Source organism: Mesorhizobium shangrilense, from assembly GCF_040537815.1.
In the GTDB taxonomy this organism is placed as follows: domain Bacteria; phylum Pseudomonadota; class Alphaproteobacteria; order Rhizobiales; family Rhizobiaceae; genus Mesorhizobium; species Mesorhizobium shangrilense.
This window is the reverse complement of sequence record NZ_JBEWSZ010000001.1, coordinates 364707-380988: the sequence shown is the minus strand read 5'-3', so window position 1 is coordinate 380988 and position 16282 is coordinate 364707. Positions and strand designations below refer to the sequence as shown.

Annotated in this window: 17 protein-coding genes and 1 pseudogene; 8 read left to right on the top strand and 10 right to left on the bottom strand. The window is 64.1% G+C overall.

Annotated features, from left to right (window positions below):
- The first annotated feature begins 140 nt into the window (after positions 1-140).
- The 3 genes from ABVQ20_RS02110 (at position 141) to ABVQ20_RS02100 (ending at position 3294) form a co-directional block, all read left to right on the top strand.
- Positions 141-1361 (top strand): helix-turn-helix domain-containing protein, encoded by a 1221-nt coding sequence (locus ABVQ20_RS02110; protein ID WP_354457847.1) that lies wholly within the window; start codon positions 141-143, stop codon positions 1359-1361.
- A gap of 121 nt (positions 1362-1482) precedes the next feature.
- Entirely contained in the window at positions 1483-2112 is a 630-nt protein-coding gene (locus ABVQ20_RS02105; RefSeq protein ID WP_354457846.1) for a Vgb family protein, read from the top strand.
- Between the two features lie 351 nt (positions 2113-2463).
- Entirely contained in the window at positions 2464-3294 is an 831-nt protein-coding gene (locus ABVQ20_RS02100; protein ID WP_354457845.1) for an aldo/keto reductase, read from the top strand.
- Between the two features lie 120 nt (positions 3295-3414).
- On the opposite strand, the gene ABVQ20_RS02095 is transcribed toward ABVQ20_RS02100, so the two are convergent.
- From ABVQ20_RS02095 to ABVQ20_RS02075, 5 genes are all read right to left on the bottom strand, one after another.
- Positions 3415-3786, bottom strand: a complete 372-nt coding sequence (locus ABVQ20_RS02095) for an endonuclease domain-containing protein (RefSeq protein ID WP_354457844.1) — start codon at positions 3784-3786, stop codon at positions 3415-3417.
- A gap of 253 nt (positions 3787-4039) precedes the next feature.
- On the bottom strand, positions 4040-4312 hold the full coding sequence (locus ABVQ20_RS02090; RefSeq protein ID WP_354457843.1) for a hypothetical protein: 273 nt from the start codon (positions 4310-4312) through the stop codon (positions 4040-4042).
- Positions 4313-4492: 180 nt separating this feature from the next.
- Positions 4493-4798 (bottom strand): hypothetical protein, encoded by a 306-nt coding sequence (locus ABVQ20_RS02085; protein ID WP_354457842.1) that lies wholly within the window; start codon positions 4796-4798, stop codon positions 4493-4495.
- Positions 4799-4917: 119 nt separating this feature from the next.
- The gene (locus ABVQ20_RS02080) at positions 4918-6120 is read right to left on the bottom strand and encodes an MFS transporter (RefSeq protein ID WP_354457841.1); all 1203 of its coding nucleotides are present in this window, start codon (positions 6118-6120) and stop codon (positions 4918-4920) included.
- Positions 6121-6278: 158 nt separating this feature from the next.
- A complete protein-coding gene (locus ABVQ20_RS02075; RefSeq protein ID WP_354457840.1) occupies positions 6279-6752 on the bottom strand; it encodes a MarR family winged helix-turn-helix transcriptional regulator in 474 nt (157 codons plus the stop codon).
- Between the two features lie 103 nt (positions 6753-6855).
- On the opposite strand from ABVQ20_RS02075, the gene ABVQ20_RS02070 reads away from it, so the two are divergent.
- The gene (locus ABVQ20_RS02070) at positions 6856-7749 is read left to right on the top strand and encodes an SDR family NAD(P)-dependent oxidoreductase (RefSeq protein WP_354457839.1); all 894 of its coding nucleotides are present in this window, start codon (positions 6856-6858) and stop codon (positions 7747-7749) included.
- A 30-nt stretch (positions 7750-7779) separates the two neighbouring features.
- Here the strand turns inward: ABVQ20_RS02070 and ABVQ20_RS02065 are convergent, their stop codons facing one another.
- A complete protein-coding gene (locus ABVQ20_RS02065) occupies positions 7780-8367 on the bottom strand; it encodes a dihydrofolate reductase family protein (RefSeq protein ID WP_354457838.1) in 588 nt (195 codons plus the stop codon).
- Between the two features lie 111 nt (positions 8368-8478).
- Here ABVQ20_RS02065 and ABVQ20_RS02060 point away from each other — a divergent pair, with 111 nt between their 5' ends.
- Complete coding sequence (locus ABVQ20_RS02060; protein ID WP_354457837.1) at positions 8479-8895, top strand: winged helix-turn-helix transcriptional regulator; 417 nt, start codon at positions 8479-8481, stop codon at positions 8893-8895.
- Between the two features lie 234 nt (positions 8896-9129).
- Positions 9130-10377, top strand: a complete 1248-nt coding sequence (gene dinB, locus ABVQ20_RS02055) for a DNA polymerase IV (protein ID WP_354457836.1) — start codon at positions 9130-9132, stop codon at positions 10375-10377.
- A gap of 72 nt (positions 10378-10449) precedes the next feature.
- On the opposite strand, the gene ABVQ20_RS02050 is transcribed toward dinB, so the two are convergent.
- The 3 genes from ABVQ20_RS02050 to ABVQ20_RS02040 all read right to left on the bottom strand — a co-directional run bounded on the left by ABVQ20_RS02050 (position 10450) and on the right by ABVQ20_RS02040 (position 12768).
- Positions 10450-11472: an LLM class flavin-dependent oxidoreductase gene (locus ABVQ20_RS02050; protein WP_354457835.1), complete on the bottom strand. Its 1023-nt coding sequence runs from the start codon at positions 11470-11472 to the stop codon at positions 10450-10452.
- 123 nt (positions 11473-11595) lie between these two features.
- The gene (locus ABVQ20_RS02045; protein ID WP_354462089.1) at positions 11596-11706 is read right to left on the bottom strand and encodes a cytochrome b/b6 domain-containing protein; all 111 of its coding nucleotides are present in this window, start codon (positions 11704-11706) and stop codon (positions 11596-11598) included.
- Positions 11707-11880: 174 nt separating this feature from the next.
- Positions 11881-12768, bottom strand: coding sequence for an EamA family transporter (locus ABVQ20_RS02040; protein WP_354457834.1), 888 nt, complete (start codon positions 12766-12768; stop codon positions 11881-11883).
- A gap of 244 nt (positions 12769-13012) precedes the next feature.
- On the opposite strand from ABVQ20_RS02040, the gene ABVQ20_RS02035 reads away from it, so the two are divergent.
- Both ABVQ20_RS02035 and ABVQ20_RS02030 read left to right on the top strand, forming a co-directional pair.
- Positions 13013-14305 carry an alkyl sulfatase dimerization domain-containing protein gene (locus ABVQ20_RS02035; RefSeq protein ID WP_354457833.1) on the top strand — a complete coding sequence of 431 codons (1293 nt, stop codon included), beginning with the start codon at positions 13013-13015 and terminating at the stop codon, positions 14303-14305.
- Between the two features lie 353 nt (positions 14306-14658).
- Positions 14659-15363, top strand: a pseudogene (locus ABVQ20_RS02030) (glycosyltransferase family 8 protein); the annotation flags it as partial.
- A gap of 128 nt (positions 15364-15491) precedes the next feature.
- Here ABVQ20_RS02030 and ABVQ20_RS02025 read toward each other — a convergent pair.
- A complete protein-coding gene (locus tag ABVQ20_RS02025; RefSeq protein WP_354457832.1) occupies positions 15492-16268 on the bottom strand; it encodes an ABC transporter ATP-binding protein in 777 nt (258 codons plus the stop codon).
- Positions 16269-16282: the final 14 nt, after the last annotated feature.

Sequence of the window (16282 nt, the reverse complement as noted above, 5' to 3'; positions counted from 1 at the left end):
TTGTGCATGATCAGTGTTCTCCCTTGGCGTGCCGCGCGTTGCCGATACAGTTGGCCAATGCGGCTTGCCGGTTGACGGTACGGACGTAAGCTAGGGCCGCGACGCACCGGGGTGGGAGTTACAAGTGTGACGGGATTTGAATGGACTCGCTGATCACGGCGGCGGCGCTGGCACTGGCCGCGGGTGATCCGCTCGGCGCGCTCGACCGCGTGGCGCTGCGCGAGGACGCGCCGGCGTTGGCGTTGCGCGGCATTGCCATGGCGCAGCTTGGCGAGTTCGACCGTGCCAAGGCGTTGCTGCGGCGGGCCGCCCGCGCCTTCGGCCCCAAGGAAGCGGTGGCGCGCGCCCGATGCGTGGTCGCCGAGGCCGAGATCGCGCTGGTCTCGCGTGACCTCGGCTGGCCGGCCAAGACGCTCGACTCGGCGCGCGCAACGCTGGAAAAGCATGGCGACCGGCTGAACGCCGCCCATGCGGGTCACCTCAAGGTGCGGCGCCTGCTGCTGATCGGCCGCCTCGACGAGGCCGAGCAGGTGCTGGCGGAACTCGATCCGGCGCCGCTGCCGCCAGCGGCGCGGGCCGCGCACGAGCTGGCTGTCGCCGGCATCGCGATGCGGCGCCTCAAGACCAGAACCGCGCGCACGGCGCTGGAATGGGCGCGCCACGCCGCCCGCCAGGCCGGCATTCCCGGCCTCATGGCTGAAGTCGACACCGCCCTCCTGGCGTTGGACACGCCGGCGGCGCGGCTGATCGCACAGGGCGAGGAACGCCCGCTGCTGCTGGCCGAGGTCGAGGCGCTGCAGGCCTCGCCGGCGCTGGTGGTCGACACATTTCGTTATGCCGTGCGCAGGCAGGAAGCGACGGTCTCGCTGGCAACGCGCCCGGTGCTGTTTGCCCTGGTGCGCGCACTCGCCGAGGCGTGGCCGGGGGATGTGTCGAGGGCGACGCTGATCGCACAAGCCTTCGGCGGCAAGCATGCCGATGAATCGCACCGCGCGCGGCTGCGCGTCGAGATCGGCCGGCTGCGCGCCGAGTTGCGGACGCTGGCCGACATCAATGCCACCAGCCGGGGCTTTGCGCTGGCGCCCCATCAGCCCGGCGCGGTGGCGGTGCTGGCGCGGCCGATCGAGGTGCGGCACGCTTCGGTGCTGGCTTTGCTGGCCGATGGCGAAGCCTGGGCGAGTTCGGCGCTGGCACTGGCGCTCGGCGCTGGCCAGCGCAGCGTGCAGCGCGCGCTGGAACAGCTTGTGGAGTCCGGCAAGGTGCAGTCTTTCGGGCACGGGCGGGCGCGCCGCTGGATGACGCCGCCGGTGGCTGGATTCACGACGACCTTGTTACTCCCCGCACCGCTGCCAAATGGCTAAAGCATGATCCCGAACCGAAGGTCAGCGAAGCAAAAGTGGGAACCGGTTTTCGGAGAAGATCATGCTCCTCCAAAGAGAGAGCAGGGATCGGGTATGATGGAAATCCTGGCGAGGTAGAGACATGAAACATTCAGCGGCCGAAATCCTGCGCGAGTACCCCTTTCCGGAGGCGGAGACTGTCGCCGGTGTGAGCTTCGACGGAAAAAACGTCTGGTTCGCCGCGGGCGACAGGCTGAACGCCTTCGACCCTGAGACCGGAAAGACGCTGCGCTCGATCGATGTCGCCGCCCATGCCGGCACGGCTTATGACGGCCGGCATTTCTACCAGATCGCAGGGGATCTGATCCAGAAGATCGACCCCGACACCGGCAAGGTGCTGTCCACCATCCCCTCTCCCGGCGGCGGCCGCGATTCCGGCATGACCTGGGCTGAAGGCAAGCTGTGGGTCGGGCAATACAGGGAGCGCAAGATCCATCAGATCGATCCCGAGACCGGGGCGATCCTGCGCACCATCGAATCCAACCGCTTCGTCACCGGCGTGACATGGGTCGACGGCGAACTGTGGCACGCTACCTGGGAGAGCGAGCAGAGCGACCTGCGCCGTGTCGACCCGCAGACGGGAAAGGTCCTGGAGACGCTGGACATGCCGGCTGGCATGGGCATTTCCGGGCTGGAATCCGATGGCGGCGACCGCCTCTTCTGCGGCAGCGGCAATGCCCGCGTCATCCGCGCGGTGCGGCGGCCGAGATGAGGCCGATGCTGAGGCCGGTCGAAATTGCAGAAGCTAACGCTGCCCCTCATCGCCCTACCGGGCACTTCTCCCCGTATAGTGACGGGGAGAAGGACGCTTTCGCCGATGATTTCGCCAACCACCAACATTGCAGAGCATAGAGCCAAGGTCGCGGCCAGCCCCTTCTCCCCGTCCCTATACGGGGAGAAGATGCCGGCAGGCAGATGAGGGGCAGCGCGGCAGCTGCAAGATCAACCCTCTTTCGCCCATCGGCAATTTGTCCGCCGCGACTGGCCGTCACCCGATGTCGTGCCTAGATAGGCTGTGCGCCGGACCATGCGTCCGGCCCTCCCGCCTCAGAAGGACACGACCATGCCCCAGCAACTGAAATTGAACGACGGCGCCACCATTCCCCAGATCGGCCTTGGCGTGTGGCAGGTCGATCCCGAGGTGACGGCCAAGGTCGTGGGCTGGGGCATCGACGCCGGCTACCGGCTGATCGACACCGCCGAAGGCTACAACAACGAGGAAGGCGTCGGCGAAGCGATCCGCGCTGCCGGCGTGTCGCGCGGCGAGCTGTTCATCACCTCGAAATTGCGCAACGGCGCCCACAAGCGCGACGCCGCGCTGAAGGCTTTCGACGACACGATGGACAAGCTCGGCATCGACCAGATCGACCTGTTCCTGATCCACTGGCCGGTGCCCAGCCAGGACAGATATGTCGAGGCGTGGAGGACGCTGATCGAACTCAAGAAGGACGGCCGCATCAAGTCGATCGGCGTTTCCAACTTCAACCGCGACCATCTGGAGCGCATCATCGACGAGACCGGCGAGACCCCCGTCGTCAACCAGATCGAGCTGCATCCACGCCTCCAGCAGCGCGACCTCCGGGATTTTCATGCCAGGCATGACATCCACACCGAAAGCTGGAGCCCGCTGGGTTCAGGCCGCCTGCTCTCCGATCCGACCATCGAAGCCATCGCGAAGAAATACGGCAAGTCCGTCGCGCAGGCGATCATCCGCTGGCACCTTCAGGAAGGGCTGATCGTCATTCCGAAGTCCGTCCACCAGAACCGCATCGCCGCCAATTTCGATGTCTCCGATTTCGAGCTGACGGCGGCCGACATGTCGACCATCCGCGGCATGGATTCGCGCGACGGCCGCACCGGCCCGGATCCGGCCACGGCTGCGTTTCTGTTTTGAACAGTCCGCGCCTTGGTACAGTCGGTAGGCAATAAGAGCGCTGCCGGCGACGCTGCCGATCTCCCCCCAAGTGGGGGAGATGTCCGGCAGGACAGAGGGGGGCGCTGTCCCGCCGACACATCAGTCCGTGCCGGCCAAACCTGCCACGATGACAATATGTTGGCAGACATTCCCGATGTCATGGACAACATCGTCGTTCCAGAACCGCAGCACGGTCCATCCATCCTGTTCCAGACGCTTCGTCCTGAGCGCGTCGGCCACAGCAAGATCCTCATCGCCATGCTGCGACCCGTCGACTTCAACGACGAGCTTCTTCTCCGGGCAGGCAAAATCGACAATGTAGCCAGCGATCGGAAACTGCTTTCGAAATCCCAGCCCCATCAGCCTGTGCGCGCGAAGCTCGTTCCAGAGTTTCAGTTCGGCGTCGGTCATCACCTTGCGCATCGATCGTGCGTTTGCGCGGTTCTGTGGGGGCAATGGGGTATGGGGCATGGTTGCTTCGAATTGTGATTGGAGCTGGCGCTCTACGGCGCCCCCCTCTGTCCTGCCGGACATCTCCCCCACTTGGGGGGAGATTGGCAGCTTTGCCGATTTCGCCTATCTTCGCCAGTAAGCTCAGCGCACTTGTATCCGGGGATCGTCAAGTTGCTGGACATGCTTGCCCTCCCGGAGAGAGGGCAGCGCCCCTGCCCGAGCAAGGCAAATCGGCAGCGCCCCGGCGGGGCGCCTATTTTTTCGGGGCGCCCTATCTTTTCGATTCGACCAGGATCACAAGCGATTCCGGCACCACGCCGTCATGCCCCATCGCATCGGCGGCTTTCTTGCTGGTCATGGCCGCCGCCAGGGCATCCATGTCCGGAACGTCCATCATCACGGCCACCCGGGTCGGGTTCTGCGGATCGACGAATGTCCGGATGTTGGTAATTCCGAGGGGCCCAAACAGCTCCGCGCGCTTGGGTGAATTAAGCCAGTGCTTGGCGTCTTTTGCGATGTTGTGATGGCCGATGACTGTTGGCATAGCGTCCTCCCAAAGGTGGCGCCGACGGTCGAATTCCTCGGCCTGATGGCGCGATCAACCTGCGCAGCCAGTGAGCGCTGTTTCCGTTGGAGTGTCAATTAGTGATTACTCATGCCTCCCCGACGTGGGCCGCCGACGACGCAGTGGCGCCGCTCACCTCCGGGGCGTGAAATCCCCTAGCTAAATCCCCGACCCATCCAGTTGCTGGGCGTCCTCGCCCTCCCAGGGCGCCGGCAGTGAACCCCTGCTGATGTTGGCCGACGGCAGCGGCATCCAGCACTTCAGCTCCGGGTCCGCGTATTCGATCACCCGTCCGGGCGACGAGTCGGAAGCGCGCCATCCCTCGCTGGCGAACTGGTCGGCGCGCGACCAGTAGGCTAGGTCGACTTCGGCCGGGCCCTGCTCGGACGGCCGGACCGTAACCAGGATCCGGCTGCCATCCCTTGGCGCCGTCGACATGTGGCGCCAGCGTTCGGGCTCGTCCATCGCATTTCCTCCTGCACTCGGTCTCGGCCATTCCCGGATGATACTCGCTTCGCACCCGGGAACGGTCAACCCGAACTTTGCTCGGGATGGCAATATCCAGCCAAATCGCCCCTGCCCTTTTATGCCGGCTGCAGTTCCCGGCGCGGCAGCGGCGGGAAGGCGATGGCGATGCCCGCCGCGCCCAGCCCGATGATGGCCGAGCCGATGAACAGCCAGGAATAGCTGGCATAGGCATCGAACACCATGCCGCCGGCGAGCGGCCCGAAAGCCATGCCGAGGCTGGACAGCATGGTCGCCGCACCGAACACCGAACCGAGGATGCGCTGCCCGAAATACTCGCGCGCCAGCACCGCGTAGAGCGGCATCACGCCGCCATAGGTGGCGCCGAAGATGACGGCCAGCATGTAGAAATGCTCGAGCTGGCTGACCGCCAGATAGGCGGCGATCACCACGGCCTGTATGGCTAGCCCGGCGATCAGCACCGGCTTCACGCCAAGCCGGTCGGCGAGCACACCGTAGAGCAGCCGGCCGCCAAGGCCCGCCAGCCCCTCCACGCTGTAGATCGACACCGCCGCCATCGGCGCCACACCGCACAGCATGGCATAGCTGACCATGTGGAAGATCGGCCCCGAATGCGCCGCGCAGCAGGCAAAGAAGGTGAGGCCGAGCACGATGAACTGCGGCGAGCGCAGCGCCTGTCCCACCGACATGCCCGATCCCTCCGCGACTGGCTCCGGGCCCGTGGCGTTCATGACAGGCTTCGGCGGCTGGCGCACCAGAAACACCACGGGTATCAGCAGCACCCAGGCCATCACGCCGATGTCGAACATGGCGGTGCGCCAGTCATAGGCCGAGATCAGCCAGCGCGCGAAAGGCGAGATGGTCATCGGCGCCACGCCCATGCCGGCGGAAACCAGCGACACGGCAAGGCCGCGGTTGGTGTCGAACCAGCCGGTGGTCAGCGCAATCATCGGCGCGAAGAAGGAGCTGGCGGCAAGACCGACCAGCACGCCATAGGTGAGCTGGAACGACAGCAGCGAGCCGGCCCGGCTGGCCAGCACCAGCGCCAGCCCGAGCATGACCGCGCCGATCATGACGACGGGGCGCGCGCCAAAGCGGTCGTAAATGGCGCCCCAGACGAAGCCGCCGACGCCCATCACCAGGAAATTCAGCGTCATGGCGCTCGAAATGCCGGCGCGCGACCAGTTGGTGTCGAGTGCCATCGGTTCGAGGAAGATCGCCAACGAAAACATCGCGCCCAGCGCGACACAGGTCATCACGGCGCCGGCGGCGACGATGACCCAACGATAGGAAAGGCTCATGCTTTTCTCCCGAATTGGTGTCCGCACGGCGCGATTTCCTTAAGCCTGCCACGCCGCTTGCGTCCGCAGGACGCTCAAGCCAGTCCCACTCCGACAATCCGGTTGCATTTTTTATCCAGTCGCCGCGACGGCGGTGCGAACCGCCTTGCCCGCATACATCATGGCGGCGGCGCAGGATCGAGCAACCGTCGCAGCAGATCCGTGCACGAAAGCAGATCTTCATCCCTCCAGGATGCGACCCGTTGCCGGAACGTGGCGCCTTTTGCCTGCATTGCGGCATCCATCCGCCGGCGGCCATCGACGCTGAGTGACAGGACGATGCTGCGGCGGTCGGCGGGATCGCTGACCGACTCGACCAGCCCCAGCCGCGCAAGCTCGCGGATCAGGCGGCTTGCCGCGCTACGATCCATGCCAACGGCCTGCGCCACCGCACTCGGCTTGGCGGGGCCGAACGCGTTGAGCCATAGCGCGATGTGGAAGGCGGCCGGCTGCAGTTCGGCGTGAAAGGCCATGGCTGCCTGCGCCACCAGGGCCCGCGATTGGCTGACCAGCGCGTTCAGCGTGTCGCCCAGCGCGCGGACACGGTCTTCCCGATCGCTCGGCGGCGTCGTGTTTGCATCCAGAACCATCATCCTCCTCATCCGTAGCTTTCGGCTTCTACTCTTCGTGCCAGATTGATTGACAAAAATCCATCATCTATATAGTGGATATTTATCTATCAATTAGGGATCATGCATGTCGCAATCAACTCCCACCATCGTCATTACAGGCGCAACCAGCGGCATCGCGCAACGCGCGGCGATCGCGCTTGCCCGGCAGGGCGCGCATCTCGTGCTTACCGCGCGCAGCCAGGCCAAGGCCGACGCGACGCTGACGTTGATCGAGGCCGCGGCGCCCGGCACGCGGGTCGACATCCACCATGGCGATTTCGCGGACCTCGCCTCGGTCGCGGCTCTTGGACGCGAGATCGCCGCGCGCCACGCCCGGATCGATGTCCTGATCAACAATGCCGGGCTTCATGCCTTCACGCCACGCATCACTGTGGACAATTATTCCGAAATGGTAGGGGTTAACTATCTGGCACCTTGGCTGCTGACGAACATCCTGCGCGAGACATTGGCCAGATCGGCGCCGTCGCGGGTTATCACGGTGGCGTCGGAAGCGTCGCGGCAAGGCGCGGGGTTCGATCCCGTCGCCGCACTCGTCGACATCAGTCCATTCACCGCCGGGGGCTCGTCTGTCGTCTACGGCCGGACCAAGCTGATGGACATCATGTTCTCGCAGGAGCTTGCCCATCAACTGGCTGGCACCGGGGTGGTGGCCAACTGCCTCTGCCCCGGTTTCAACGTGACCGGCCTCGGGCGCGAATTGTGGTTTGCCGCGCCGCTCGAACGGCTGCTGACCTGGTCGGGGATCGGCGATCCCGAGCGCGGCGCGGGCATCATCGTGCGCCTGGCCAGCGATCCCGCCTTTGCCAAGGTCACCGGCTGCTACTTTTCCGTCAAGGACGCGCAGCCGCTTGTCCCCGTCGCGCCGGGCGCCGACGGGCAAGCTCAGCAGACGCTCTGGCAGGCAACAGCGGAGCGGCTTGCCGCGTTCTGCCGGGAGCCGCTGGACGCCCCTTCCTGATCCAATCGAAAACGACGGGTCATCGCGACGTCAAGCGGCGGGCGCGTAGCGGTTCACCACCATGCCGCAAGCATAGGCCTTCGAGCCGAGCAGGCGCAGCCGCGAGAAACCGCCCGCATCGAATATGCGGACGCCGTCGCCCAGCACCGCCGGATTGATGAACAGCTGGAACTCGTCGACCAGCCCGGCGTCGATGAGCGCCGATGCAAAGCCCGCCCCGCCGAAGACGGCGATATCCCCCTGCCCGGCAGCCTTGAGTGCATTGACCTCATCAGGCAGTTTTCCGCTGACCATAGTCGTGCGCTCCCAGCGCGATGCCTTGAGCCTGTCTGTCGGCACCACCTTGCGGACATCGACGATGCGTTGCGCAAAGGCATAGAAGCCGTCCTCGGGAAATTTCTTCGCCGCCTTGCCCCAATGGGTCAGGTATCCCTCCTCCGCCATCTTGCGGCTGAGCAGGATGATGTCGATGCCGGCGAAGACGGCATTGAAGTCCTGCTTCAACGCATCGTCCCAAGGGCAATCGCCGCCCCAGTTCCAGAGCTGCCAGTTGTGATCGGCATGGGCGCCGACAAAGCCGTCGACGGACATCTGCATCTGCAGGATGAGCTTTCTCATTGTATCACCTTTCCTGAACGAACATGGCGAGTATTGGTTTACAATTGAAACCATTGATCTCCAGTCCAAATGATGTCAATAGTAAAGCGATTTAAAAATGGAACCACCAAGATGTCGACTACGCAAAGGTCCGGCTGCCCTATCAACCTGTCGCTTGAACTGCTCGGCGACCGCTGGACGCTGCTGATCATCCGTGACCTGGTTTTCGCCGGAAAGAGGCATTTTCGGGAGTTCCTGCAATCGGCCGAAGGCATCTCCTCGCGCACATTGGCCGAGCGGCTGCAGACCCTGCAGAACGAAGGCATTATCACCCGAAGCGGCGATCCCAGCCACAAGCTCAAGGCCATCTACCGGCTGACGGATGCCGGAATTGACCTTGTGCCGGTGCTGGCAACCTTGGGCGCCTGGGGCGCCAGGCACCGCAAGGCAGATGCTGATCTGGCTGATATCGCGGAGGACTTGATGGCAGGTGGCGAGGCGGCGCTGGAACAGGTGAAGGCGGCATTGCGGGCGGAGCATATTGTTTAGGCGGATCGCCGTCTTCCCTTCTCCCCTTGTGGGAGAAGGTGGATCGGCGCGCAGCGCCGAGACGGTTGAGGGGTGCTGGATCGAGCGCGGTGGTGCCAAGCTGTAACACCCCTCATCCGACCTCGCTTCGCGAGGCCACCTTCTCCCACAAGGGGAGAAGGTGGAGCTTGACAATCATCCGTCTATGTTCTCTATTTGTTCCTGTCTATCAGCAACTGCGGATATACGGTCGGGATGGAAACGACAGCCACCGTCCTGCATGCCGATCTCGATGCCTTCTATGCCTCGGTCGAGCAGTTGCTTGATCCATCGCTGCGGGGCAAGCCGATTGCCGTTGGCGGCGGGGTGGTGCTGGCTGCCTCCTACGAGGCCAGGGCCTTCGGCGTGCGCGGTGGCATGCCCGGCCGCAAGGCGCGCGAGCTTTGCCCGCAACTGATCTTCGTCGGCGGTAATTTCAGCGAATACCAGCGGCTGGGCGACGCCGCCATAAGAGTGCTCGACGATTTCACGCCGCTGGTCGAGCGCATCTCCATCGACGAGGCGTTTGCCGATGTCGCCGGCTGCACGCATCTGTTCGGGCCACCGGCTGACATCGCCGCCACCATCCGCCGCCGTGTGCGGCAAGAGCTCGGCCTGCCGATCTCGATCGGCGTCGCCCGCACCAAGCATCTGGCCAAGATCGCCTCGCAGGTGGCGAAACCCGACGGGCTGGTGGTCGTCGACCCCGGCACCGAGCTTGAATTCCTGCACGAATTGCCGGTCGGGCTGATGTGGGGCGTGGGGCCGGTGACCAGGGCCAGGCTGGCCGAAATCGGCGTCGAGACCATAGGCCAGTTGGCCAAGACCCACAGCGGCGCGCTGGAGCGGCTGCTCGGCCCCGCCGCCGGCGAAAAGCTCGCGGCCCTCGCCTGGAATCGCGACCCGCGAAAGCTTGAGACGCATCGCCGCGCACGTTCGGCCGGCGCACAGTCGGCGCTGGGCATGAAGCCGGCCGTGGAGAGCGTGTTCGTGCCGACGCTGCTGCATCTGGCCGACCGTGTCGCCAGCCGGCTGCGAGCCAAGGCAAGGCCCGGCCGCACGGTGACGGTGCGCGTCCGCTTCGCCGATCTCAGCGCCGTCACCCGCTCGATCACGCTGGACCAGCCGATTTCGGCGACCGCGATGCTGGCCGAGATCGCCGAGGACCTGGTGCGCGGTGTGCTCGCTGCCCATCCCCGCGAAAGGACGATCTCACTGCTGGCGATCTCGGTATCGCATCTGGAGGAAAGTGCCGAACTGCAACTGGAATTGCCGCTCGGCCTCGCCGACGAGAAGCGCCGCCCCGGCACGAAAAAGGGCCTGGCCCGCTTCGGCGCCGACCGCGCCATCGACAAGATCCGCGAACGCTTCGGCAAGCAGGCCGTCGGCTACGGCACGGTGGCGCTGGAAGCCGCGCGCTCGGTTCCCGACGAATTCAGGGAACTGGCGGAGAAAGAGCTGTGATCAAGAGCGCCATCCTGCCCCTGTCACGGATTGTCGCGCAGAGCCGCCAGCATCGTCGTTCGCCAGAAAACCTCAGCGCCAGCCCAGGGCCGGCGCGACATGGGTCAGGATGGCCTCGATGATATGCGCGTTGTAGTCGACGCCAAGCTGGTTGGGGACGGTCAGCAGCAACGTATCGGCCTCAGCGATCGCCTCATCCTCCGCCAGTTCCTTGATCAGCACGTCCGGCTCGGCGGCATAGTTGCGGCCGAAGATCGCCCTTGTGTTCTCCTCGATGAAACCGATCTGATCGCTGCTCTGGCCGCCCCGGCCGAAATAGGCGCGGTCGCGATCGTCAACCAGCGCGAAGATGCTGCGGCTGACCGACACGCGCGGCTGGCGTTCGTGGCCTGCCGCCTTCCAGGCCTCGCGGTAGAGCCGGATCTGTTCGGCCTGCTGGATGTGGAACGGCTTGCCGCTTTCGTCGAACTTCAGCGTCGAGCTCTGCAGGTGCATGCCCAGCTTCGCCGCCCATTCGGCGGTGGCGTTGGTGGCAGCACCCCACCAGATCCGTTCGCGCAAGCCTTCCGAATGCGGCTCGAGGCGCAGCAGCCCGGGCGGGTTGGGAAACATTGGGCGCGGATTGGGCTGCGCGAAGCCTTCGCCACGCAGCACGTCGAGGAATACTTCCGCATGGTGTCTCGCCATGTCGGCGTCGGTCTGTCCTTCCGGCGGAGCGTAGCCGAAATATTTCCAGCCATCGATCACCTGCTCGGGCGATCCGCGGCTGATGCCGAGCTGCAGCCGCCCACCGGCGATCAAGTCGGCCGCGCCCGCGTCCTCGGCCATATACATCGGATTCTCATACCGCATGTCGATGACGGCGGTGCCGATCTCGATGCGGCTGGTCTTCGCACCGACCGCCGCCAGCAGCGGGAACGGCGAGCCGAGTTGGCGGGCGAAATGGTGCACGCGAAAATACGCCCCATCAGCGCCAAGCGCTTCCGCCGCGACGGCGAGATCGATGGACTGCAGCAGCGCGTCGGAAGCCGAGCGCGTTTGCGATTGGGACGAGGGCGTCCAGTGACCGAAAGACAGAAAGCCGATTTTCTTCATGGCGTGGATGGATAGCACGTGCAGCCAATGCTGCAATGCAAGAATGGATACGAAGACGCCACGACGTCGCGCCTTTCGGCGGCCATCATTTCACCGCTTGCAAGGCACCGCGGACTTTCCTGGTTACAGCATCCGCCGCAGCACTCCGTCCCTCAGGAAAAGATGGTGCCAGAGGGCCGCCAGGACATGCAGGCTGAGGATCGCATACAGGCAATAGGCGCCATACTCATGGATTTCGTCATCGAAAGTCTGCCATCGCCGGCGATGCGCTAGCGATCGAGGCCGGGTTCGATCTGGCGATCGGTGCCGCGGCGAAGCTCGGCCTTTCCTATGCCGGCCAGTTTGCCAGCGACGCGCAGGACCATGGCTTCAGCGGCAATCTAAAGGTGAAATTCTGACGGGGCTCCCCTACTCCGGCGACGGCACGGGCGGTTTCGTCGTCACGGCCGCGCCGAAGGCGGCGGCGATCACGGCTGCAATGCCCACGCATTGCAGCCCGCCCAGCACCTCGTGCAGGAACAGGAAGCCCATCAGCGCGCCGAGCGCCGGTTCCAGGCAGGTCAGCGTGCCGTAAAGCCGTGCGGGCATCCGGGTAAGTGCTGCCATCTCCAGCGAAAACGGCAAGGCGCTTGAAAACAGCCCGACGATGACGGCGCTGACCAGGATCGACGGCGCGACCAGTGCGGATCCCGCCTGCGCCACGCCGAACGGCAGCACCAGCACGGCGGCAATGGCGATGCCCCAGGCCGTGGTCTGGCTGCCGAGCTCCGCGCCGGCCTTCTGCGCGAACACGATGTAGAGCGCCCAGCAACCGCCCGCCGCCAGCGCCAGCATCACCCCAGTCGGATCGATCGCTCCGTTTGAATGGACGAAGGGCGACAACAGCAGGATGCCGGCGACCGCCAGCACGATCCAGGCAAAGTCGCTGGCGCGTCGGGAGGCGAGCGTCGCCACCAGCAGCGGCCCGGAGAATTCGAGCGCCACCGCGATGCCCAGCGGGATGGTGGCAAGTGCCGCATAGAACAACAGGTTCATCGCCGCCAGCGTGACGCCATAGGCAGCGAGCCATGGCCAGACGGCGCGCGACGGCCTGACCCGCCACGGCCGTAGCACCGCCGCCAGCATCAGCGCGCCAACGACAAGCCGCAGCGTCGTCGTGCCCTGCGCGCCGACCTGCGGAAACAGGCCTTTGGCGAAGGCGGCACCGATCTGGATCGACACCATGGCGCCGAGCAGCGCGGTGATCGGCAAGGCTTTCGCTCCGGAAACTGGCTTGGTGGCCGACGACGATGTCATGACTTCCTCCAGCCGCGAGCTAATGCCCGGCGGCATGGTGGCAGATAGAACCCGCCGGCCCGCCTGTCGTGAGGCAGTGGCGCTGGCTTGATGGGGCACGGAGCAAGCCGAAGGTTCGCGGCCATGAGTTGCGGATCGACAACGGCCATTCGCTTCGCGCACTCTCCTGACATAGTGCTGTCGGGAGACCTTGCGCGGGCGATGGGCGCGGACGGCTTTCTTCGCTAGATCGCGGAAGATCGAAATGTCAGCAAAGGGCAAGGCCGTGGAACAGGATGGATTGTTCGAGCGTCTCTGGAACGGCACCGCGGCCATGGAGGAGTGGACGGCCTCCGTGTCGGGAGGATCCGCCAGACCGGTCACCGACAACATCATCGCCATCCACACAGGCTATCTGTTCGGCAATGCAACCGCCATCCGCACCGACGCCGGGCTGGTGCTGGTGGACACGGGCAGCCGCGAAACCGCGAGCCAGACCCTTGCCGCACTGCGCCGCTGGGACGACAGCCCCATCCATACCGTCATCTACACGCACGGCCATATCGACCACACATGGGGTGCGCGGCTGCTGGACGAGGAGGCCGACGCCAAGGGGTTAGCCCGCCCTCGCATCATCGCCCACCGCAACGTGCTCAATCGGTTCGACCGTTATGACCGGACGCAGGGGCTGAACAGCCTGGTGATGGGCCGCCAGTTCAACCAGCCGAACTATGCCTTCCCGCAAGGCCACCGCCGTCCCGACGAGGTCTACGACGATACCCTCGCCCTGCTGATCGGCGGCGAGCGCATCGAACTGTTCCATGGGCGTGGCGAAACCGATGACGCCACCTTCGTCTGGCTGCCGCAACGGCGCGTGCTGGCAAGCGGCGATTTCGTCATCTGGGTGTTCCCGAATGCCGGCAATCCGCGCAAGGTCCAGCGCTACGCGCCCGACTGGGCGGCGGCGCTGCGCCGGATGCAGTCGCTGAGACCGGAAGTGCTTATCCCCGGCCATGGCCCCGTCGTGTTCGGTGAAGCGCGCGCGGCAGAGCTTCTGGGCGACGGCGCCGAGGTGCTGGAAAGCCTCACCCGCCAGACGCTGGATCTGATGAACGCGGGAAGTTCGCTCGACCAGATTCTGCATTCCGTCGCGGCCCCCGCCGCGCTTCTTGCAAAGCCGTATCTCAAGCCAAGATATGACGACCCGGAATTCGTCGTGCGCGGCATCTGGCATCTTTATGCCGGATGGTTCGACGGCAACCCTGCCCATCTCAAACCCGCCCCGGAGGCCGAACTGGCGGCGGAACTCGCCGCGCTTGCCGGCAGCGCGGACAGGCTGGCCGCGCGCGCCGCGGAACTGGCTGACAATGGCCAGACCAGGCTGGCGGCCCACCTTGTCGAACTGGCCAGCGCGGCATCGCCGCTGGATCCCGCAATCCAGGCAAAGCGGGCCACCGTCTACGAACGCTGCGCGGCGGCCGAAACATCGCTGATCGGCAAGGCGATCTTCGCCGTCTACCAGCGTGAGGCCCAGGCGAGATCGGGCTCTATCGCCTGATCCGCCAGAGCTCGGCGCGGCCGCAACCAACTTCCAACAATTGCATGTCTTTCGCAGAGCGGAGCCGTTGACGGCAATCGTTATTTTGGCTCTCAACTTGGCAAGCGATTCCGTAAGCGATCCATGGGGTAGTCGTGGTCATCATCAGTGCGAGCGACAATAACTTCGTTCCAGGCCTATTTACGCTTGTATACTCCGCATGGATTCACAATCATTCCGCGAAGTTCTTCATAATAAGTGCCGGGATTGACTCAGAGAATATAGTTTTACTACAGAAATTCTTTAAAGAACATCACATCTCATGCGAAATCATACATGCAAATGACGACTTCGCGTAGGACCTTCCGACGACAGAACAATGGACAAGCGCAGCATACGCTAGATTTCTTATTCCCGATTTGCTCTCGAATGAGAGCAAGGCGATATATCTTGACGCGGATGCAGTTGTGGTTTCGAGTCTTGGCGACCTCTGGTCGATGGATTTGGGAGATAATCTTGTTGCCGGCGTTCTGGATGGATTTATAGATCAGGGAGAGCTTGACTCCATCGAATTGACTGCGGACGAATATATAAATTCCGGCGTCCTTGTCATGAATTTGGACGCCTGGCGCAGAGAAAATATCGCCGACAAGATGTTCAAGGAAGCGCGGAGATCGAAAAAGATCACCTTTCCAGATCAGACCGTTTTGAACTCCGTAGCGCGCGGCCGCGTGCTGCTTCTTGGAAGAGAATGGAACTTCTGCTCGGGAAGATATGTTTCCTATGAACGCAAGATCCCAAAGATACTCCATTTCTCTGGCCTTGGAAAACCCTGGGTATTAAAGAACGCTCCTTTTTCAAAGATATACAATTCATACAGGATTTTATCCGGATCAAACATACCTTCAGCGTATATTGATCATAAATGCGTCTCCGTACGAAAAATGGCGATGGGACTCATAGGCTTGAGGAAAAAATACTGGAGAGTGGCACTGGCATCCATGTACTACAAGTTTCTGTTCATGGATCCGCATATACGGAAATTGAGGAAACATGCGAAAGGTCCGCACTCAGCTTAAAGTGGGCTTGGTGAAGGACGGAGATCGCAAGGCTTCGCTGGATCCTTGCCTTGAAAACAAGGGCGACAGCACCGGCATCGCAATCCGGCTGATGGTTACGGGACAGGAACGCTCTGGTACCCGGCTGCTCAGGCCTCGACGTCCGCCACGCAGACAATGTGCTGTCCCGACCGTATCAGCCGGATCGGCACGCCATAGGTGCGTGACAGCGTTGCCTCGGTGAGTATCTCCCTGGTGGCTCCGAGCGCCGGCTTGTGTTGCGTCGATAGCACCAGCGTGCGGTCGGCCAGCGCATAGGCGTGGTCGGGCGCATGCGTGGTGAAGATCACGGCGAGGCCGCCCTTGGCCAGCCGCCGCACCAGCGCCAGGAAACGCGCCTGGTTGGCGAAGTCGAGATGCGCTGTTGGTTCGTCGAGGATCATCAGCCGGGGCGACTGCACCAGCACGCGGGCGATCTGCACCAGTTGCCGCTCGCCGCCGCTGATCTCGCTGTAGGCGGCGTCAGCGAGATCAGCGATGCCGAGCGTCGTCAGCGCTTCCAGCGTCATTTCGGCGACCTCGCTGCCCGGCATGTCGAACAGGCCAAGATGCGGCGCGCGGCCCATCTCGACCACCGTGCGCACCGAGAAGGCAAACACGGTCTCGTAGCTCTGCGGCACCAGCGCCAGCTGCCTGGCGATCGCCGCGCGCGGCAAGGTCGCGATCGGCTTGCCGTCGAGCAGCACCCTGCCCGCCGTCGGCGCGGAGAGCCCGGCGAGGCAGCGCAGCAGCGTCGACTTGCCGACGCCGTTGGGGCCGAGCACGCAGACCACCTCTCCACCTGCCATATCGAGGCTGATATCCTCGAAGATCGGCTTTGGTCGGCCCGCATAGGCGAAGCCGAGCTTTTCGGCCGCCAAAATCATGCCAAATCCATCAT